We start from the raw sequence: 20,277 nt of genomic DNA on the forward strand, positions 1-20,277 counted from the left end.
AAAATGATGTGCAAACGTGTGCGTGGTAAATAAAAACGCACACGTTTGCTCCGTTTATGCACGAAAAGTTGTAAATTTGCAGCACAAACATATAACTATCTCATTAAAATGAAGATAAAGGACGTCGCTGTGACCCTTGAACGGTTCGCGCCCCTGCCGCTGCAAGAGAGCTATGATAATGCTGGCTTGCAGATTGGATTAACAGAGGCCGAAGATGTGTCAGGGGTCTTATTGTGTCTTGACGTGACAGAGGAAGTGATATGCGAAGCCGAGCGTCAAGGGTGCAACCTTATCGTGTCGCATCACCCGCTCATATTTCGCCCGTTGCGCCACATCACGGGGCAGACACAGGTGGAGCGTTGCGTGGCCATGGCCCTGCAAAAGGGAATAGCCATATATTCAGCACACACCAATCTTGACAACGCACCGGGTGGAGTCAACTTTATGATAGCCGAAAAGCTTGGGCTCGACAACGTGCGCTTTCTGCAACCTGCAGCAAATGGTGCCGGTGGCAGTGGGGTGATAGGCAACCTGCCGAGTGCAGTGTCCCCCGCCGAGTTTGTCAAAACATTGGCCTCAACCTTCAACGTCGAAGGCGTGATGCACAACACCCCCACCATGAGCCAGGTCCACACCGTGGCGTTGTGTGGCGGGGCGGGCGACTTCTTGCTCGACGAAGCGGTCAAGCAAGGGGCAGATGCCTTTTTGACGGGTGAAATGAGCTACCACCGTTATTTTGGCCATGAGCACGAATTGCTCATCGCAGTGCTCGGGCACTACCAGAGCGAGCAATACACCATAGAGTTGTTGCACCGCATACTGCACGAGGCACACCCCACGCTGCGTGTGCTCGAAACAACCATAAATACCAATCCGATAACAATAAACTAAAACATACAATAAAGACTATGGCAAAGAAAGACGTTGCGGACATGTCCGTTGAACAGAAGTTGAAGAACCTTTACCAGTTGCAAACCACCCTGTCGGAGGTTGACCGCATCAAAACGCTTCGCGGTGAACTCCCCCTTGAAGTGCAGGACCTTGAGGACGAAATTGAAGGTTTGACACACCGCATTGGCAAGTATAACGAGGATATCGAAGGCTTGCAAACTGACATTGCAGTCAAAAAAAATAAGATAAAAGAGGCACAGGAAGCCATCGACCGTTATAAGAACCAACTTAACGATGTGAAGAACAACCGTGAGTATGATATGCTCTCAAAGGAAATAGAATTCCAGGGTCTTGAGGTTGAACTTCAGAACAAGAAGATTGGCGAAGCTCAGCGTGCCATCGACAGCCGCAAGGCCGACGTTGAAAATGCCAAGCATCAACTTGAGGAGCGTCGTGCCGACCTTGACATGAAAAAGTCTGAACTCGACGACATTACAGCCGAGACTAAGGCCGAGGAAGAGAAGCTCCGCGAAAAGGCCAAGAACCTTGAACAGACCATCGAGCCCCGTTTGCTCGCAGCCTTCAAGCGCATTCGCAAAAATTCGCGCAATGGTTTGGGCATCGTTTATGTACAGCGTGATGCCTGTGGTGGTTGCTTCAACAAAATCCCGCCCCAGCGTCAGCTCGACATTCGTATGCGCAAAAAAATCATCGTATGCGAATACTGCGGCCGTATCATGATCGACCCCGAATTGGCTGGTGTAAAGATTGTAAAACCCGCAGACGAAAAGCCCAAGCGCCGTTCGCGCCGCACTGCTACAAAGTAAGTAGTGCCAAGGGGGGGCAAAGCAGTGCTACCCCTCGTCATAAAAATAAATAACCATTAAGCCGTTGGCGCTAAATTGGCCCAACGCGTAATAACAGGCAGTAACTCAAGGCGATGGGGCACAGGTGATGTACAACACTTGTACTCCGTCGCCTTGAATGCTTTTTAGTAATTCACTACATGAAAATACAGTCAGCCGATTTCTTGGTGAGCAACAGCCGCGCCGACCAATGTCCGCAGTCCGATTTTCCAGAGTATGCCTTCATTGGCCGAAGCAACGTGGGCAAAAGCAGTTTGATAAATATGCTCACCGGTCGCAAAGCATTGGCCATGACATCGTCAACGCCAGGCAAGACCATGCTCATCAACCACTTTGTTATAAACAATGAGTGGTACCTTGTCGACCTTCCAGGTTATGGCTATGCCAAACGTGGACGTTACGAGGTTGAAAAACTCAAAAAGCTAATCAACTATTATGTACTTCAGCGCCAGCAGCTCACCTGCTTGTTTGTGCTGATAGACTCGCGTCTTGAACCACAAAAAATAGACCTTGAATTTATACGTTTCCTTGGCGAAAACGGCGTGCCGTTCGGCATCATCTTTACCAAGGCCGACAAGCCGAAGCGTGGCGAGCTCAAAAAGAATGTGGAAAGATTTTTACAAACCCTGCACGAGGAGTGGGAAGAACTGCCTCCCTATTTCATAACCAGCAGCGACACCGGGCAGGGGCGCGACGAATTTCTTGATTACATAGAGCAAATCAATCAAAGTTTGAAGTGAAGTTGTATCTCTTCTCGTCAATCAAAGCACAAAAGTTCAGGGTGGCACTCATCGTGTCAGCCCTGTTCATTTCGGCCGCATCGCTCATTTATTCGCACTATCTCACGCGTGCCCTTTATGTGGAGGAGGTGGGCAAAATGGACGTGTGGGCACAAGCCATGCGCTCACTTGCCACGGCCGATGAACACACCGACCTCAACCTCGTGCTCAAGGTCATTAACAGCAACCACACCATACCCGTGGTAGTGACCGATGCGCATGGCACCATACTCACCCAGCGCAATCTGCACCCCGAGCCTTCGGGACCCGACTCCCTGCAGCAACTCCAACATGCTGCAGCCCGAATGCGGCAGCAAGGTGAGGTGTTGCGCATGGACCTTGCCGCCACCGACAACGCACCGCACGAGTATATATACATAGCCTATCAAGAATCCGTACTTTTGCGCCAACTCACCATCTACCCGTATGTGCAGTTAGTGGTAGTAGCCATCTTCTTCGGTGTGGCGGTTGCAGCCTTGTTGGCAGCCAAGCGTGCAGAGCAAAACCGTGTGTGGGTAGGGCTGTCGCGCGAAACGGCGCACCAGCTTGGCACCCCCATATCTTCGCTCATGGCGTGGAGTGAAGTGCTGCGCGAGAGCTATCCTGATGATGAACTGCTGCCCGAAATGGACAAGGACATACGCCGGTTGCAACTTATAGCCGAACGATTCTCAAAAATAGGTTCGGCCCCCGAACTGCAGCGTCAGGACGTGCGCCCCATTGTGCAACAAGTGGCAGCCTATTACGACCGTCGCAGTTCGGCGCGTGTGCATGTACATGTCGACCTGCCTGCGGTCAAGGTTGAGGCAGCGGTCAATGCTCCCTTGTTTGAGTGGGTTATCGAAAATCTGTGCAAAAATGCCATTGACGCCATGCAGAGCGGTGGTGAACTGACCCTTGCGCTGCGTCGCAATGTGGTGATGCACCACGGCCACCCCTATATGCAAATATTGGTGTCCGACACAGGCAAGGGCATTCCGCACAAACGTTTCAAAACCGTGTTCACCCCCGGCTTCACTACCAAGCGGCGAGGGTGGGGGCTTGGCCTCTCATTGGCCAAACGCATCGTCGAAGTGTACCACCACGGACGTATTTATGTGTACGACAGCCAGGTGGGCAAGGGCACAACCTTTGCCATTGAATTGCGAGAAGATGTGGGGTAGGGAGCGAAAGGAGGGGCGTTCAAAATAGGCATCAAAAACGAGACCATTTTTTGGGGGGGATTGTAAATTACAACGCGTTTCAAGCAATTTACAATCCCCCCCAAATGCTCTTGCTAAAGAATCTATTTTGAACTATTGTTGTCCGGTGGAACCATTCTGATATTATAGCACACGGATCGCACCGATTGCACGGATTCTTTCGCTCATGCAACGTGCTTTAGCACCACGGAGATGACGGATTTTACGGATTTTGTGAGCATTGCATGCTCACTTCGCTATTGGCCCGTAACGTGCCCGTAGCGAAATACGTTAGCACAGATTATGTAGTAAGGTATTGGGTCGCAGCAACGAGCTAATGGCGAAGTGAGCATGCAATGCTCACAAAATCCGTAAAATCCGTCATCTCCGTGGTATTAAAGCGCGTTGCACGAGCGAAAAATCCGTGCGATCAGTGTGATCCGTGAGATATAATATCAGAAAGGTTTTACCGGGCAGTAATAATCGTTAATAAACAGAAATTGTGTTATAAAACATACGTTTGCTACTTTGAGTTGTCAGAATAAAGGTGTAATTTGCGCCCGAAACGTCGGAGAAACGCTCCGAATGTGTGTTCAAACAACAGAAAAGTCCATGTTGCAGCATACATAATTACGTGTTATGCGCAGATTGTGGCAAGGGCTTTTTCTTAAATCCCGCAAAAACACCATGAAAGTCTACAATTCGCACGAGATCAAAAACATTGCCCTCCTTGGTAACGATGGCTCAGGCAAGACCACGCTCACTGAAGCCTTGCTTTTTGAATGTGGTCAAATAAAACGTCGTGGACGCATTACGGCTAAAAATACGGTGTCGGACTATTTTCCCGTTGAGCAGGACTATGGTTATTCCGTTTTCTCTACAGTGTTCCACACCGAGTGGAAAGGCAAAAAACTCAACATTATCGACTGTCCGGGTTCGGACGACTTTGTAGGTGCAGCACTTACTGCCTTAAATGTAACCGATACAGCATTGCTGCTCATCAATGGCCAGTTTGGGCCAGAGGTGGGTACGCAAAACCACTTCCGTTACACCGAAAAACTGCACAAGCCCGTCATATTCTTGGTTAACCAGCTTGACTCTGACAGCTGTGACTACGATACCGTAGTTGACGACCTTCAGAGCATTTATGGCCAAAAGGTAGTGCCCGTGCAATATCCAGTCAAGACAGGGCCTGACTTCAACGCCTTGATTGATGTGATATTGATGAAAAAACTCACTTGGGGCCCCGATGGCGGCGAACCACAGCTTGAGGACATACCGGCCGAAGAGAAAGACAAGGCAGAGGCCATGCACAAAGCCTTGGTTGAGGCCGCAGCCGAAAATGATGAGGGACTGATGGAGAAGTTCTTCGAGACAGAACATCTCACCGAGGACGAAATGCGCGAAGGCATACGCAAGGGCATGGTTACGCGCAGCATCTTCCCCGTATTCTGCGTTTGTGCGTCGAAAAATATGGGCGTAGGCCGACTCATGGAATTCCTTGGCAATGTAGTGCCTTTTGTAGACGAAATGCCCGCAGTGCATAATACACGTGGCGAGGAGGTGAAACCCGACCCCGCCGGTCCCACTTCTATCTATTTCTTCAAGACAGGTGTCGAACCCCATATTGGCGAGGTGCAGTACTTCAAGGTGATGAGCGGCACCGTGCACGAGGGCGACGACCTGGCCAATGCCGACCGCGGCTCGAAGGAGCGCATGGCACAGATATTTGTGTGCTCGGGCGCCTCGCGCGAAAAGGTTGAGCAACTCCAGGCTGGCGACATCGGTTGCACGGTCAAGCTCAAAGATGTGCGTACCGGCAACACACTCAATGGCAGGGACTGCGAGAACCGTTTCAACTTCATTAAATACCCCAATCCAAAATACACCCGTGCCATTAAGGCCGCCAACGAGGCCGACACAGAAAAGATGATGGCTGCCCTCAACCGCATGCGGCAGGAGGACCCCACTTGGGAGGTGGAGCAAAGCAAAGAGTTGCGCCAGATATTGGTGCATGGCCAAGGCGAATTCCACTTGCGCACACTGAAATGGCGTTTGGAGAACCTTGACAAAATTCCCGTAGAGTTTTATGAGCCGCGCATACCCTACCGCGAAACCATCACCAAGGCCGCACGTGCCGACTATCGACACAAAAAGCAGAGTGGCGGTGCTGGTCAGTTTGGCGAGGTACACCTCGTGGTAGAACCTTATAGCGACGGCATGCCCGACCCCACAGTCTACAAGTTTGGCGGTCAGGAAATTCGTGTCACCATCAAGGGCAAGGAAGAGATACCCTTGGAGTGGGGTGGTAAACTCGTGTTCATCAATTCAGTAGTAGGTGGTGCCATCGATGCACGCTTTATGCCGGCCATACTGAAGGGCATCATGAGCCGTATGGAGCAAGGACCGCTTACAGGCAGCTATGCCCGCGATGTACGTGTGGTAGTGTATGATGGCAAGATGCACCCGGTTGACTCTAACGAACTCTCATTCATGCTTGCAGGCCGCAATGCCTTTAGCCTGGCATTCAAGGAGGCCGGGCCAAAGATTCTTGAACCCATCTACGATGTAGAAGTGTTCGTGCCGGCCGACAAGATGGGCGATGTCATGAGCGACCTCCAGGGCCGCCGCGGCCTGATTGTGGGCATGAGCAGCGAAAACGGTTACGAAAAGCTCCAAGCCAAGGTGCCGCTCAAGGAAATGTCAAACTATTCTACCTCACTCAGTTCGCTCACAGGTGGCCGTGCTTCGTTCATCATGAAGTTTGCCAGCTACGAACTTGTGCCGGGCGACTTGCAGAAGAAACTCATCGAGGCACACGAGGCCGAAGGCTGATCAGTCATTGGTTCGCAAGAGTTGTTTAAGAACAACTCTGTCATATAACAAAACGACATAAACGACAATAGAGACAATGGTGACAATATAGTCAATCGTTGTCTCTATTGTCGTTATAATAAATTATTGCTTCTATATAACAAAGTTCAAATATCATCTTTGTTATTATCTCTACTTGTTTGCCATTCTGGCAAAGGGAACTGTCCGGTAACAAGCACCAAACGCTACCTCTAATGGCGACGCGTCCCGCGTCGGTTTTTTCCAGCAGCCTCGTCCCGCGTTTCCTTATATTATTTTGTGCTTTACGGGACACCTGTTTTTCACAACAGCTTTACTGGAAAGAGATAAATATAATTTGTCTGCACTCTGCACTTTTTGTCTGCACTGCGTTGATAATCAGCGTGTTTTGGCGTGTATACAAACGTGTAAAGTGTCTGCACTCATCTGCACTCGTCTACACTCATCTGCACTCGTCTGCACTCGTCTGCAGTCATCTGCACTCGTCTGCACGAAACGGGAGTCAGATCTTGAGGGGAAGGCGCCGTTTTCTGTAATGGGAGGGGGAGTTTATGGTAACGGGAGGTAGAAGAATCAAATTCTCCGACAAGAAATCCGCTCGCCTTGTACTCAATTTTGTGAGTGACAGAGTGCAGCCAACTGCGGGTGCAAGTGCACGGGTAAGTGCATTGGCGTGCAGACAGTGTGTATATTAAAAGTGATGTTGTCTACACTCTTGAAATAGCTGATTTATAATGATTTATGTGCAATTAGTGCAGAGTGTAGACAAAAATGCTTTTTATAGTTTTTATTGCTGTACGGTGAAACAAGCAATAAAAATAATGTTGATATCCTTTTTATTGCCGATTATTTTGTATCTTTGTACATATCAAGTCCGCATACAATTTTCATAAGCCTAACTTTTGAGGTTAAACATTTGTTTAGAAACTCAACTATACAACTATTGTGACGAAAGAGCACGTTTATAGGACAAGGAATTGTGGCGGACTTTACTTTATATTTTCGTCTTAGTGAACACTCGAGGAATTTGTATTTGGTTCTTTATCTCGACTGGCTTATAAATCAAATTTTTATGTAGATTTGTTGTATTCCACATTATGCTTGCAACAATACGAGCTGTTTCGTGTTTTTATCTAATTGCAACTGGATTAAGGTGATTGTAATATTTCCTGTAGGGCAACGGTTGCAAAAGTCATAGGTGATAGGAAAGAAATGAGGTTATTTCAAAAGACACCAAACATACAATAGTCGGATATAAAAGGTAAACAAATAGTTTTATGGCAAAGAAATTTGAAATACGAAACAGTACGGCGGAGTTTTTGACTTTTGTGGCAGAAGGTAAAGAACAAGGTATACAAGTGCTATATAAAGATGAAACAGTGTGGGCTACGCAAAAGGCCATGGCCGTGCTTTTTGATTGTTCTGCTGACAACATCGGTTTGCATCTGAAGAATATATATGATACGAATGAATTGAACAAGGAGGCAACTACCGAGAAAATCTCGGTAGTTCAACAGGAAGGTGCGAGAGAGGTTCGGCGCAACACGTTGTTCTATAACCTCGATGCCATCATCTCCGTGGGCTATCGTGTCAACTCCATTCGTGCCACACAGTTCCGCCAATGGTGTACCTATGTTATCCGGCAGTTCTCGCTCCGGGGCTATATCATAGACAAGAAGCGTATGGAGAACGGTTCGTTCATAGGTGAGGACTATTTTGAGCATTTGTTAGCAGAAATACGTGAGATTAGATTGAGTGAACGAAGATTTTACCAAAAGCTCACAGATATATATGCTACAGCTGTTGACTACAATAAGGATGCACCTACCACACGTCTGTTTTATAAAAAAGTTCAGAATAAGATGCATTATGCAGTGCATGGGCATACTGCGGCAGAACTTATCGTAGAAAGAGCCAATGCGGAGAAAGAGCATATGGGACTGACCACTTGGGAGAATGCGCCTGATGGAAAGATTGTCAAGCCAGATGTGAGTATCGCCAAGAACTATCTAAAACAAGTGGAACTTGAAGATATGGGAAAACTTGTCAACTCTGTGCTTGACTTAGCAGAACGTATGGCAAATCGACATATACCAATGACTATGGAAGATTGGGCTAAACGTATTGATATTATTCTTGAAGCTGGAGGTGATGCCGTATTACATGATGCAGGAAAGGTTTCTGCTGAATTTGCCAAGAGCTTTGCAGAGTCAGAGTTTGAGAAGTATCGTGTGATACAAGACAAATTATTCAACTCTGATTTTGATAAATTCAATTCTTCTTTACCGTTTGACGATGATAAGAATTGAAAGCCAAAAGGGGATGAGGTGACTCAACATCACCCCATCCTCAGCTTACTTGTCTATGTATGATGCAATAAAATATACAATCGAAATGACCGTATAAAGGGAACACGGCAAAAAAACAAAGCAAAGCCTTTACCCAACCATTCGACAACCAAGCTCCTTCATTTCTTGACATCATATTAGACATGTCATAGAAATGGCGAGTGAGGATTTCCTTATTTTCCTTTCGGTGGTCTTCAAGAAGTTTGGAGACTCATCGCCAAGGATTTTCTTTCTGTTATCTGTCAGAACGGTGTCGTTTTTAATGCCGATTTTGAACACCCTGCCTGTAAGGGCAAAAGCATTAAAACGTGCTTCGGAGTTTTACTGGACAACAATAATCGTAAAACTATAACTCTACCTCTGTTTCTGATGAAGCTTACCCATACTTGTGGGGCCTTTATCGAAAGTTAAATACGGTAATCATTGTTAAGCTAATCATATTTTACCTCTCATGTTTATACCTTTGTGCGCATTTATGACAATCTAAAGGATAACAAGGATAACACTGTTAGAATAAACATGAGAGAAGTTATAGGAAATTCAGTAGCTTGCAATCATCATAAAGTAGGTTTCGTGGGATTGCTCGTTACACTGGGTATCGTGTTTGGCGATATCGGTACATCACCCCTCTATGTGATGAAGGCAATATTACATACAGGCGAAACCATTGACGAGAACACCATATTGGGCGCCTTGTCCTGCATCATTTGGACTCTCACCCTACAAACCACCATCAAATATGTATGTGTGGCGCTGCGTGCCGACAACAAAGGCGAGGGAGGTATCTTTGCCCTCTATGCCTTGCTGCGTCGACTCAAGAGTAAGTGGATTTACATATTGGCGATCATTGGCGCCAGCACTTTGCTGGCAGATGGTATCATCACCCCTGCCATCACGGTTACCACAGCCATCGAAGGACTCGAAAGTATTAGTCCCGATCTGCCTGTCATTCCTATCACGATTGCCATCGTCACCATTATATTCTTCGTGCAGCGCTTTGGCACAGAGAGCATTGGCAAGTCGTTTGGCGTGTTCATGCTGCTATGGTTCTTGTTGTTAGGTGTGGTGGGAGTTTTTAGCATAACTTCTTATCCGTTGATACTGAAAGCTGTCAACCCATATTATGCTGTAATGTTGCTGGTTAAATCGCCACAATGGTTCTTAATACTGGGTGCAGTATTTCTCTGTACCACTGGTGCTGAGGCTCTGTACTCCGACTTGGGACATTGTGGCCGGAAGAATATCGCTGTCAGCTGGGCTTTTGTGAAGACCATGCTCATTCTTAACTATCTGGGACAGGGAGCATGGGTGTTGAACCATGTGGACACGGCATTGTCCGTGAACCCGTTCTTTTCCATCATGCCGCGCGGCATGTTGTTTTTCGCCATTATCATGGCCACAGGTGCAGCAATTGTTGCGAGTCAGGCACTTATCAGTGGCACCTTCTCCATATTGAGCGAAGCCATGAACCTGCACTTCTGGCCACGTATGCGAATCAAGCACCCCACCCAGGTAAAGGGGCAGATTTATATTCCTACGATCAACCTTGCCATGTACATCGGTGTGGTTCTTATCATTCTACTGTTTCGCGACTCCTCACACATGGAAGCTGCCTACGGACTCGCTATCACCATCACCATGCTGATGACCACCTTGCTGCTTGGTTTTTACTTGCACAGCAAGAGAGTGGCGTGGGGATTTACGCTATTGTTTATGGGTATATACTGCACCCTCGAAGCCATCTTCCTGGTAGCCAATCTGTCGAAGTTTCTTGCAGGAGGCTGGTGCACGATGCTTATTGGCGGAATTCTCTTCCTGATGATGTATGTATGGTTCAGAGCCATAAAAATACGCGGTAATTATATCAGTTCTAAACCGCTGGTTGACTATTATCAGATTATCTCCGACATCAAAGCCGACGAAAGCATTCCAAAGTATGCGTCCAACCTTGTTTATATAAACCATGCCGAAAAGGAGGGATCCGTAGATGACAAGTTGCTCTATTCCATCATCAACAAGCAGCCTAAGCGTGCCGATCATTACTGGCTTGTCAATATGGTCTTTGTTGATACTCCTGACACGCTGGAATACAGCTGTGAAACTTTGATACCAAACACCCTGTACAGCATAACGATGTACATAGGTTTCCGCATAGAACCCCGGGTGAGTCTCTATCTGAGACAGGTGGTAGAAGATTTGGTAGATAGCAAAAAGGTGGATCTGACCAGTACGTACGCCTCGCTTCGCAAGAATGGAATTCCTGGTGATTTCCGATTTGTTATCATTCATCGTGTGTATTACCCGGAGAGTTTCGGCAATCGCCAGCAGAATTTACTGATGAGCATCTATGCCATCATCAGCAAGATCGGTGTTGGCGAACCTAAGGCGTTGGGGCTTGACACGTCGATGGTGGTGGTAGAACGTGTGCCGCTCATCATAAACCAACGTAACCGGCGCATCAGGCGCATCTCGCAGATTGTGGAAGAGTAAGAAACAAAAACGACTGACTTTAGGCGTTGAGCCTAAAATCAGTCGTTTTCGTGTTTTTAGAATATTGCTTCTATATAACAAAGTTCAAATATCATCTTTGTTATTATCTCTGCTTGTTTGCCATTCTGGCAAAGGGAACTATCCGGTGAAACGTAAACATGCGAACGGACTCAAGCACCCAACGCTACCTCTAATGGGGGCGACGCGTCCCGCGTCGGTTTTTTAGCAGCTTCGTCCCGTGGGAAAATGCGATGTTCATACACGAAATAAAGGCTCACAGTCAGCGGTACACGTCTGTCTGTGAGCCTTTGTCTTGAAATCCGACGCGGGACGCGTCGCCCCCATTAGTGCTTGCGTTTAGTGGTAGCGTTTAATAGCGTTTGGTGGTAGCACTTAGTAGTAGCGTTTGGAGTTTGAGTCCGTTCGCATGTTTGCGTTTTATGAGCTTTATTTTGGGGGTATCTCCAAAAGGTGTTGCCTCGTTGCTGGCCTTGATGTCAGCCAAGCTTGTTGTGAGCGCCTTCGGGGAAGATGACCTGTGGACGGAAGTCCTTGGCTTCGGCCGGCTCCATCTGTGCGTATGACATGATGATGACCTCGTCGCCCACCTGGAACATGCGGGCAGCCGCACCATTCAAGCAGATGCAACCCGAACCGCGCGGACCAGCTATGACGTAGGTAACCACGCGTTCGCCATTCATGTTGTTGACCACATGCACTTGCTCACCGGCTATGATGCCGCTGGCGTCCATAAGGTCTTGGTCGATGGTGATGCTGCCCATGTAGTGAAGGTTTGCCTCGGTTACGATGGCACAGTGTATTTTTGATTTCAGCAGTGTGAGCAGCATGTCTTATTCTCCTCCTTTATATTTAATGTTGTCAATCAGTCGCACGGGGCGTGCACCGCAATAAACGGTGATGCAACCTACAATGTATTCAGCCTCGTCCCATGAGGTCACGGGCTGCAGCGTGATGCCGTTAACAATCTCAAAGTATTCCACCTCGAGGCCATTTGTGGCATTGAGTGCGCCACACACAAGGTCGTGTGTCTCCTTAACGCTATGGCTCTTGGCAAACTCCACGCTCGTTTTCAGTGCTTGCGATATGCACACCGCAATGCGCTTTTCGCTTTCGCTCAGCAGGGCATTGCGCGAGCTCAGTGCCAGTCCGCTCTCCTCGCGCACGATGGGGCAGGGGCGAATTTCGACGGGAATTTTCAAATCCTTTACCATGGCACGAATGACAGCAATCTGCTGGAAATCCTTCTCGCCAAAGTAAGCGTGGTCGGGGCGCACCATGTAGAAGAGTTTGCTCACAATTTGGCAAACACCATTAAAGTGGCCAGGACGGCGCGGGCCCTCCATCACGGTGTCGATGGGCGGGTATGAAAAAGTGCGTGTGTCGGGTTCGGGGTAGACCTCCTCCACGGTAGGTGCAAAAACGTAGGTGGCACCTAACGACTCGAGCAACTTGCAGTCGGCATCGAGTGTGCGGGGGTAGTTTTTCAGGTCGTTTTTATCGTTGAATTGGGTAGGGTTGACAAAAACGCTCACCACCGTGATGTCGTTTTCGGCAACTGCGCGTTTAACAAGTGATGCGTGTCCGGCATGCAGTGCGCCCATGGTGGGCACCAGACCAATCTTCTTACCTTCGGCCCGCGCTGTGTCGAGTGCGGCCTCAAGCTCTTTTTGTGTGTTGAAGACTTTCATTGTTGTGTTGAAATATTATTATGGGCAAAGCGAGCCCCTTTCATTGGAGGTGCAAAATAACACATTTATTGTCAAATATGCCCTATGTTTGGCCATGAATTGTGTGATATTTAACACGTTAAGTCTTAAAACCATTGGTACATAGCGCGTTTTCCTGATTTTTTTGCTAACTTTGCACTTGTAGACTTAGTGTGCCAATACAAATTAAGCTCCACAAGAGGCAAAGAGGCAAGTTGCATGGCGGCTTGCGCAGCTTTATCAAACTAAACGGACGCGTGTTGGCAGTTAGATATAAAACGAAGTTATAATGAAGTCAAAGAAAGTATTGTTCATTACACAAGAGATGACACCCTATGTGCCCGAGAGCCCTGTGGCTCTTGATGGTCGCAAAATGCCGCAGGCCCTGCAGGAGCTGGGCTGCGAAATCCGCACGTTCATGCCCCGGTGGGGTATTATCAACGAGCGTCGCAACCAGTTGCACGAGGTTATCCGCTTGTCGGGCATGAACATTATCATCGATGACACGGACCACCCGCTCATTATCAAGGTGGCTTCAATACAGGCTGCCCGCATGCAGGTGTATTTCATCGACAACGACGACTATTTTCACAAGCGTGCCATGTTTGCCGACGAGAGCGGCAAGGAATATGACGACAACATAGAGCGTGCCATATTCTATGCACGTGGCGTGCTCGAAACGGTTAAGAAGTTGCGTTGGTGTCCTGATGTGATTTATTGCCAGGGCTGGATGTCGGCAGTCGTTCCGTTCTATATTAAAACGGCTTATCGCGAAGAACCGCCTTTTGCTGCTGCAAAGGTTGTCAGCTCGTTGTATGGCGAGATGCCCGATGCCACGCAGACAGAGCGATTTGCCGAGTGCTTGGAGTTTCGTGATGCCACACCTGATGCCATCAAGCAGGCAGGTGTTGACCTTACATTGCCCGATAGCTTAGGACGTTTGGCTGTAGCTTTCAGCGATGGCGTGATAGAGGGCGAGGCCGGAAAGCAAGACGAATTGTTGGCTTATGCCAAGAGCTTGAATGTGCCGACACTTGCCATGCCCGCCGACGATGAGAAGGCCGCTGCCTACAAGGCTTTTATTGACCAAATAGCAGGTGGCGAGGAAGCGTAAGCTGCTTGCCGGTGTTTGGCTTTAGCCGGGGAGGGCATTTGCTTTGCGCAGAGTGAAGGTTGCTGCTCCGTGGTACGCTCACACAAATACTACACGATTTTTTGTATAATACATAGCATATAGGCCCATGTACGTTAAGGCACACAGATAATGTCATTGCTGAAACACACATGGGCTTTATTTTTGATAGCTTGGCGCAAACAATGACGCAGCAAGATGCTGTAGCATGGCCTTTGATGCCAACGAAACATGGTTTTATTTTATGAAGAATATCACTTTGTCAATGCTGTTGGGCGCTTTCGCTTTGATTGCGTGTGATGATGATACTGCAATGGTGGGGTACGACGTGATACCCAAGAAAGATGAGGTTTCGGCCATCGACTCGGTGTTTACAGTCAGTTCGCGCACCATTAAGGTAGATTCGGTGTTGTCCAACACAAGCACTTGCTATTTGGGCAGTATTGTCGACCCCGACATGCACATCAAAACCACTTCGGGATTTTTGGCACAATTCTATCTGCCGGCCGACTTCAAGCTGCCTGCAAAGAGCAAACTCGCACTGTCGCCGATAAAGGCAGACTCGTGTGACCTGCGCTTGTACATAGACAGCTATTATGGCGACTCGCTCACTACAATGAAACTGCACGTGCAGGAACTTGAGGGGGGCGACAAGGCTTTGAACGACAAAACAAATTACTATACCGACCTTCGTGCAGACGACTACATCAAGCAAGGTGGGGTGAGCAAGACCATCAGCTATGCGGTGAAGGACTTGACCCGTCCCGACAACGAAACGAACGGTAAGACATATTACCGGCAGATTGTGGTGAAATTGCCAGAGGATTTTGGCACCAAAATCATGCGCAGTTATTATGCCGACCCAAACAGCCCGAATTTCAAGAGCTCGTATGACTTTATACGTAATGTGTGTGCCGGTTTCAGCTTTAAGAGTGCGGGCGGTACGGACGTGTTGTTGAAAACGGCCAAAATGTCGCTCAATGTATACTTTAGCTATCATAGCAAAACGACTGCTGGTGCCGACACCATTGTGGGCGGAGCCGTGTCGTTTGGTGGTACTGAGGAGGTGCTGCAGACTACGTATGTTGACAATACCTATCCGGGCAGTGTCAGCAATGAGACGTTGGCCGGGCAGCCATGCACTTATCTCAAGTCGCCCGCGGGCTATTTTACCGAAATGACAATACCCGTAGACGATGTGGTAGATGGCAAGAACAAGAATGGCGAGCACTATAACGACAGCATCAATTCTGCTCAAATCATCATTCGCCGCAAAACCAACGAGCATGCTGAGGGGGCATTTGCCATGCCGGTGCCGCAGCAAATATTGTTGTTGCGCAAGGCTGATATGACTTCATTCTTTGAAAGGAACAAGTTGCCCGACAGCCAGTTGAGCTACTTGAGCAGCCAGACAACTGAGGCCAAGAATTATTACGCTTTCAGCAACATTGCTCCGCTTGTAACGTATATGAAGGTGATGCGCGACAAGGCTGCTGGTGTGTCGCGTACCGATGATGCGGCCACACGCCGTAACAAGTATGCCGCATGGGAGGCGTCGGACAAGTATGATGCAGACTGGAACAAGGTGGTGCTGATACCGGTTGATGCCGTTTATACCCAAACTACCAGCCCAACGGGCACAGCCGTATCGGTGTTGCGCAGCGTAAAAGCGCAACTCGGTTTGACCTCGGTGCAGCTTGAGGGTGGAGCTGATGAAGAAAACCCGGTGAAGATGCAAATCATTTATAGCCGGTATAACAAATAAGATATTTTAGAAACGTATATATGAAAGTAATGCTCTTTGCAGCAGGACTTGGTACACGGTTGCGCCCGCTTACTGACACCATGCCAAAAGCCATGGTACCGGTGGCGGGCCGTCCGCTTATAGACATTGTCCTGAGGCATTTGATAGCGCAAGGTGCTACCGAGGTGGTGGTGAATGTGCACCACTTTGCACAACAAATTGTTGACTTTGTGATGCAACACGAGTGGCCTGTGCCAGTGCGTATATCTGACGAAACTGACGAACTGCTCAACACGGGTGGCGGATTGCGTCATGCTGCACCATTATTTGCACAAGATGGTGCGCCTATCCTTATTCATAATGTCGACATATTGAGCAATGCGCCGATAGCTGCCTTTTACAAGCAGAACTTGCAGGCTGATGCCACGCTGATGGTGAGCCAGCGCGATACGCAGCGCTATTTGCTGTTTGATGACGACATGCGCTTGCGTGGGTGGACAAACATTGCTACTGGCGAAGTAAAGAGCCCGTTTGACCACATTGAAGTGGACAAACTGCAGCGTTATGCCTTTTCGGGCATTCACATGTTCTCGCCGCGTTTGTTTGATTTGATGGCGGAACGGCCTGCGGCATTCCCCATCATGGATTTTTATTTGGAGGCGTGTGCCAAGGCTGATATTCGCGGATATGTGCAGCCTGATTTGCATCTGCTCGACGTGGGTAAGCTTAATACCCTGCATGAGGCCGAAAGCTTTGTACGCGAACTCGGGTTGTAACACTTAATTGCAAGAATAGTATTTAGTAATGGGACGTAACAAATATGCGCAGAGCGAAATAAACGACATACGCCGCCTGCTGCACTTGAAGAATAAGGCCAACCGCTTTGGGCAGAAACAGATACGCCACGAATTGCGTACAAAATATGAGTTCAACATATCGGACTTTAACGAGCCTGGCAAGGCTTTTGGTCCGGAAGAACTTGACGAGGCCATAAAACGCCGTGCTATTGTGATACTTGATGATGCCACCATAGCTGACATGTTGGCCAAGCGGGCGCGTGACCGCGAACGTGATGCGGCAGAACAGGCGGCCGAACGGCCCTCGGCAGCACCAGGTGCAGATTGGCAAGAGGCCATGAAGCAGTGGGAGGCATGGGAACAGTCTGAAAAGGAAAAGTAGCTGGGGCTTGGAGGCGCGTCATGCGTTTGTGCAACCCTCAGGTGCGCTTATGGGTGCGTGATATCTAAACGAGCAAACCGCTTGCAGCATAATTCTGCAAGCGGTTTGCTCGTTTGGCTTGTGCGTGTATATTGTGCGTCAGCCTTGTGTGGCTTTGTCCTCTTCCCACTTTCGCAGTACGGCATCGCGCATTTGGTAGATGTGGTGTATTTGTGCGGCATAGGTGGGGTTGTCCTTATGCTTGGCCACGATGTCGTAGTAGAGTGTGACGGTGTGTTTGAGGTCGGCAATGTAGGTGGCTTTGTCTATATGGATAGATTGGGGCAGCTCGTCAAAGTGTTCCTTAAACCAATTGACAACTTCGGCCAGTTCTTCGTCGGTATAATGCTTTTTGTATTCCATGTTGGGTACAAATATAAAAGTCGACAAACAAAGTGGGTTACCCCTCTGTTTGCCGACAGAAATATAATGTGGATGTTATTTGTGCAAGATTAGTCCTCTTCATTGCGTGCCTTCAAGGCCTCGGCAATTTTGCCTTCAAGCTCTTCGGATAGTTCGGGATTGTCCTTGATAATCTTTTTCACCGCATCGCGTCCCTGGCCTAAGCGGCTCTCGCCATAGCTGAACCATGAACCGCTCTTCTTGATAATGCCCAATTCTACACCGAGGTCGACAATCTCGCCCACGTGTGAGATGCCCTCGCCAAATGTAATTTCAAATTCGGCCTTGCGGAAGGGGGGTGCTACCTTGTTCTTGACAATTTTGACGCGAACCTGGTTGCCAATCGGTGTGTCACCGTCCTTAAGGGTTGTTACGCGGCGAATGTCGAGGCGCACCGATGCGTAGAACTTCAGTGCGTTACCACCGGTGGTGGTTTCGGGATTGCCGAACATGACGCCAATCTTTTCACGCAACTGGTTGATGAAGATGCAGGTGGTGTTGGTTTTGCTGATGGTAGAGGTGAGCTTGCGCAAGGCCTGGCTCATCAAGCGTGCCTGCAGGCCCACTTTGTTGTCGCCCATGTCGCCTTCGATTTCGGCTTTTGGGGTGAGTGCTGCCACAGAGTCGATGACGATGATGTCGATGGCAGATGAGCGGATAAGCTGGTCGGCAATTTCGAGTGCCTGCTCGCCATTGTCGGGTTGCGAAATAAGCAATTCGTCAACGTCGACGCCCAATTTCTTGGCATAGAAACGGTCGAATGCATGTTCTGCATCAATAAAGGCTGCTATGCCGCCACGCTTTTGTGCCTCGGCAATGGCATGAATGGCCAAAGTGGTTTTTCCTGACGACTCGGGGCCGTATATTTCGATGATGCGTCCTTTGGGGTAGCCTCCTACGCCTAAAGCGGCATTAAGGGCCAAACTGCCTGTGGGGATAACTTCAACGTCCTCAATTTGTTCGTCGCCAAGTTTCATGACAGAGCCACGACCGAAGTCCTTCTCTATTTTTGACATGGCGGCTTGTAGCGCCTTGAGCTTTTCGCTCATGGGGGTAGTATTTTCTTCTGCTGTTTTTGCCATTATGTGTAGTGTGTGTTATTGTAGTTGCAAACTTACTCAAATTTGATGGAATAACCTACATAAAACTTGAGAAATGGTCTGCACTGTGTCATTGATTGTATGTTTGCGGCACCTGTTTAGTTAGCTTGTCGGGCCATTTTGATTTCTAATACTCCACCTTTGAGCAGTTGTGTGTGTGTGAGGTATTGGTTGTTCTTTAGAGGTTGGTGCATGAGTTTGGCCTGGGCAATGTACAGGTTCTGCCTGTTGTTATTTTTTGTGTGAAGTATGAGGCGACGGCCGCGTGGCAGATGCAGTGTGACAACGTTAAAGAGCGGGCGTACTAATTTGTAGCCGTCCTGCCCGTCGTCGTTGTGTGGCACCAGGCCCATGGCGTTGAACACGAACCATGCAGCTTGTGTGTCAGACAAATTGCCGCTTTGTCCGGTGAACAATGATTGGGCATATTGTCTTAGCAGCGAATCGGTGAGCACGGCGTTGTCGTCGGTTTTTGTTGCGTCACAGTTGTAGAGAGGGGCAATGGCATTAAGCAATTCTGTGGCATTGGCAGCCTTTCGGCAGTTGGCGTTGTGCATGAGTTGCGAAAGTGCTGCGGCAAAGGCTGCTTGCATCTGTGCATCGCGTGTAGATATCTCGATGTAGCGTACGGGCAAGGTGCTGGCGGCTGTCATACTGCTATTGGACTGTGCCGGCCTTGACGTGGCTGCTGTGGTGGGGCACTTGGTTGTGTGGCTTGCCTGTGTTTGCCGTTGTGCCGTTAAGGGCTGTCCATTGGTGGAGAGTTGCGGCTGCGCTTTGCGTTGGTCGCTGAAGTGGCGTTTGGTGAGTGGCTTGCCTATTGCGGCATAGGCGCCATCGGTGCTGACGGCCGACACGGCCGATTGTACGGTAAGCTCTTCGCCAGGCTTGAGGTCGAACACAAAGGCGGCTTTGCAGCGCTGTTCGCGTTGCCCGTTTTCGGTGCGCACAACTTCGCGGCGTACATTCCACTTGTTGAAGGGGTGGGAGAAGTGGGCCACGTAGTAAAGTGCGGGGGCATTGCTGCTGTTGAGGGTGCTGCGCTTGTAGGCTCGTATGGTGCGTTTGTCAATAAAAACGATGTCCATGTCCTCATTGGCGGCACCTGTCATGGCATTGTCAATGTCTACGAGAAAGCCTTTTTCAGCCGTTGTGTCGGGATAGGCATAACGCTGCACGCAATAGGCGGGCATGGCAGCAATGTTGGCAGTAATGTCGTAGCGTGTATAGCGTAATTGGTAATTTTGGGGGGCGCGCTCCTCAAATATGTACCCCGATGCGTATGCTGTGAATTGTGTGCTGTCTTTTTCGCCTACATATACCAGTAAGGGGTCGCCCACAAATGGCATTTGCAAAAAGCCATTGTCGGCTGTTTGTTGTGATGCTGATTGCATAAACCCGCTTATGAAATTGTCATTGTAGGGCATGTATGGACTGTTGTTGGCGTGAAAATGTGTGATGGGAGTGAGGCATTGTGCCTTCGCTCCCATTACAATAATCAAACCGCCAACAACCAATGTTGTCAGTTTGTATAGTTTCATGTTTC

The 20,277-nt window shown here is 48.8% G+C and carries 16 protein-coding genes; 11 read left to right on the top strand and 5 right to left on the bottom strand.

Annotated features, from left to right (window positions below; translation table 11 throughout):
- Positions 1–108 precede the first annotated feature (108 nt).
- From BQ5453_RS08615 to BQ5453_RS08645, 7 genes are all read left to right on the top strand, one after another.
- Complete coding sequence (locus BQ5453_RS08615) at positions 109–891, top strand: Nif3-like dinuclear metal center hexameric protein (protein ID WP_071122880.1); 783 nt, start codon at positions 109–111, stop codon at positions 889–891.
- 17 nt (positions 892–908) lie between these two features.
- On the top strand, positions 909–1,718 hold the full coding sequence (locus tag BQ5453_RS08620) for a zinc ribbon domain-containing protein (RefSeq protein WP_071122881.1): 810 nt from the start codon (positions 909–911) through the stop codon (positions 1,716–1,718).
- A gap of 179 nt (positions 1,719–1,897) precedes the next feature.
- Positions 1,898–2,497, top strand: a complete 600-nt coding sequence (gene yihA / locus BQ5453_RS08625; RefSeq protein ID WP_022102609.1) for a ribosome biogenesis GTP-binding protein YihA/YsxC — start codon at positions 1,898–1,900, stop codon at positions 2,495–2,497.
- Entirely contained in the window at positions 2,494–3,699 is a 1,206-nt protein-coding gene (locus tag BQ5453_RS08630) for a sensor histidine kinase (RefSeq protein WP_083361173.1), read from the top strand. Before yihA ends, BQ5453_RS08630 begins: the two co-directional genes overlap by 4 nt.
- Positions 3,700–4,404: 705 nt before the next feature.
- Complete coding sequence (locus tag BQ5453_RS08635) at positions 4,405–6,552, top strand: elongation factor G (RefSeq protein WP_071122931.1); 2,148 nt, start codon at positions 4,405–4,407, stop codon at positions 6,550–6,552.
- Between the two features lie 1,295 nt (positions 6,553–7,847).
- On the top strand, positions 7,848–8,879 hold the full coding sequence (locus BQ5453_RS08640) for a virulence RhuM family protein (protein WP_071122883.1): 1,032 nt from the start codon (positions 7,848–7,850) through the stop codon (positions 8,877–8,879).
- Between the two features lie 558 nt (positions 8,880–9,437).
- Positions 9,438–11,408 carry a KUP/HAK/KT family potassium transporter gene (locus BQ5453_RS08645; RefSeq protein ID WP_071122884.1) on the top strand — a complete coding sequence of 657 codons (1,971 nt, stop codon included), beginning with the start codon at positions 9,438–9,440 and terminating at the stop codon, positions 11,406–11,408.
- A gap of 497 nt (positions 11,409–11,905) precedes the next feature.
- On the opposite strand, the gene panD is transcribed toward BQ5453_RS08645, so the two are convergent.
- Positions 11,906–12,256 carry an aspartate 1-decarboxylase gene (gene panD, locus BQ5453_RS08650; protein ID WP_022102527.1) on the bottom strand — a complete coding sequence of 117 codons (351 nt, stop codon included), beginning with the start codon at positions 12,254–12,256 and terminating at the stop codon, positions 11,906–11,908.
- 3 nt (positions 12,257–12,259) lie between these two features.
- The gene (gene panC, locus BQ5453_RS08655) at positions 12,260–13,117 is read right to left on the bottom strand and encodes a pantoate--beta-alanine ligase (protein ID WP_071122885.1); all 858 of its coding nucleotides are present in this window, start codon (positions 13,115–13,117) and stop codon (positions 12,260–12,262) included.
- Positions 13,118–13,424: 307 nt separating this feature from the next.
- On the opposite strand from panC, the gene BQ5453_RS08660 reads away from it, so the two are divergent.
- The 4 genes from BQ5453_RS08660 to BQ5453_RS08675 all read left to right on the top strand — a co-directional run bounded on the left by BQ5453_RS08660 (position 13,425) and on the right by BQ5453_RS08675 (position 17,190).
- Entirely contained in the window at positions 13,425–14,249 is an 825-nt protein-coding gene (locus BQ5453_RS08660) for a glycogen/starch synthase (protein WP_071122886.1), read from the top strand.
- Between the two features lie 262 nt (positions 14,250–14,511).
- Entirely contained in the window at positions 14,512–16,032 is a 1,521-nt protein-coding gene (locus BQ5453_RS08665) for a DUF4270 domain-containing protein (RefSeq protein ID WP_071122932.1), read from the top strand.
- A gap of 20 nt (positions 16,033–16,052) precedes the next feature.
- Positions 16,053–16,787, top strand: a complete 735-nt coding sequence (locus tag BQ5453_RS08670) for a nucleotidyltransferase family protein (protein WP_071122887.1) — start codon at positions 16,053–16,055, stop codon at positions 16,785–16,787.
- A 28-nt stretch (positions 16,788–16,815) separates the two neighbouring features.
- Entirely contained in the window at positions 16,816–17,190 is a 375-nt protein-coding gene (locus tag BQ5453_RS08675) for a hypothetical protein (RefSeq protein ID WP_071122888.1), read from the top strand.
- 138 nt (positions 17,191–17,328) lie between these two features.
- Here the strand turns inward: BQ5453_RS08675 and BQ5453_RS08680 are convergent, their stop codons facing one another.
- From BQ5453_RS08680 to BQ5453_RS08690, 3 genes are all read right to left on the bottom strand, one after another.
- On the bottom strand, positions 17,329–17,592 hold the full coding sequence (locus BQ5453_RS08680; RefSeq protein WP_022102533.1) for a DUF6965 family protein: 264 nt from the start codon (positions 17,590–17,592) through the stop codon (positions 17,329–17,331).
- Positions 17,593–17,681: 89 nt separating this feature from the next.
- Positions 17,682–18,713 carry a recombinase RecA gene (gene recA, locus BQ5453_RS08685; protein WP_022102534.1) on the bottom strand — a complete coding sequence of 344 codons (1,032 nt, stop codon included), beginning with the start codon at positions 18,711–18,713 and terminating at the stop codon, positions 17,682–17,684.
- Between the two features lie 116 nt (positions 18,714–18,829).
- Positions 18,830–20,272, bottom strand: coding sequence for a glycoside hydrolase domain-containing protein (locus BQ5453_RS08690; protein ID WP_071122889.1), 1,443 nt, complete (start codon positions 20,270–20,272; stop codon positions 18,830–18,832).
- Between the last annotated feature and the right edge of the window lie 5 nt (positions 20,273–20,277).

Origin of the sequence: Prevotellamassilia timonensis (genome assembly GCF_900106785.1) — a bacterium.
Classification (GTDB): Bacteria; Bacteroidota; Bacteroidia; order Bacteroidales; family Bacteroidaceae; genus Alloprevotella; species Alloprevotella timonensis.

Bases quoted from the DNA above. Each gene is read 5' to 3' on its own strand.
- BQ5453_RS08635 (WP_071122931.1), top strand. From the start codon at position 4,405: ATGAAAGTCTACAATTCGCACGAGATCAAAAACATTGCCCTCCTTGGT.
- panC (WP_071122885.1), bottom strand. From the start codon at position 13,117: ATGAAAGTCTTCAACACACAAAAAGAGCTTGAGGCCGCACTCGACACA.
- BQ5453_RS08675 (WP_071122888.1), top strand. From the start codon at position 16,816: ATGGGACGTAACAAATATGCGCAGAGCGAAATAAACGACATACGCCGC.
- BQ5453_RS08665 (WP_071122932.1), top strand. From the start codon at position 14,512: ATGAAGAATATCACTTTGTCAATGCTGTTGGGCGCTTTCGCTTTGATT.
- yihA (WP_022102609.1), top strand. From the start codon at position 1,898: ATGAAAATACAGTCAGCCGATTTCTTGGTGAGCAACAGCCGCGCCGAC.
- BQ5453_RS08620 (WP_071122881.1), top strand. From the start codon at position 909: ATGGCAAAGAAAGACGTTGCGGACATGTCCGTTGAACAGAAGTTGAAG.
- recA (WP_022102534.1), bottom strand. From the start codon at position 18,713: ATGGCAAAAACAGCAGAAGAAAATACTACCCCCATGAGCGAAAAGCTC.
- BQ5453_RS08690 (WP_071122889.1), bottom strand. From the start codon at position 20,272: ATGAAACTATACAAACTGACAACATTGGTTGTTGGCGGTTTGATTATT.
- panD (WP_022102527.1), bottom strand. From the start codon at position 12,256: ATGCTGCTCACACTGCTGAAATCAAAAATACACTGTGCCATCGTAACC.
- BQ5453_RS08615 (WP_071122880.1), top strand. From the start codon at position 109: ATGAAGATAAAGGACGTCGCTGTGACCCTTGAACGGTTCGCGCCCCTG.
- BQ5453_RS08670 (WP_071122887.1), top strand. From the start codon at position 16,053: ATGAAAGTAATGCTCTTTGCAGCAGGACTTGGTACACGGTTGCGCCCG.
- BQ5453_RS08660 (WP_071122886.1), top strand. From the start codon at position 13,425: ATGAAGTCAAAGAAAGTATTGTTCATTACACAAGAGATGACACCCTAT.
- BQ5453_RS08645 (WP_071122884.1), top strand. From the start codon at position 9,438: ATGAGAGAAGTTATAGGAAATTCAGTAGCTTGCAATCATCATAAAGTA.
- BQ5453_RS08640 (WP_071122883.1), top strand. From the start codon at position 7,848: ATGGCAAAGAAATTTGAAATACGAAACAGTACGGCGGAGTTTTTGACT.
- BQ5453_RS08680 (WP_022102533.1), bottom strand. From the start codon at position 17,592: ATGGAATACAAAAAGCATTATACCGACGAAGAACTGGCCGAAGTTGTC.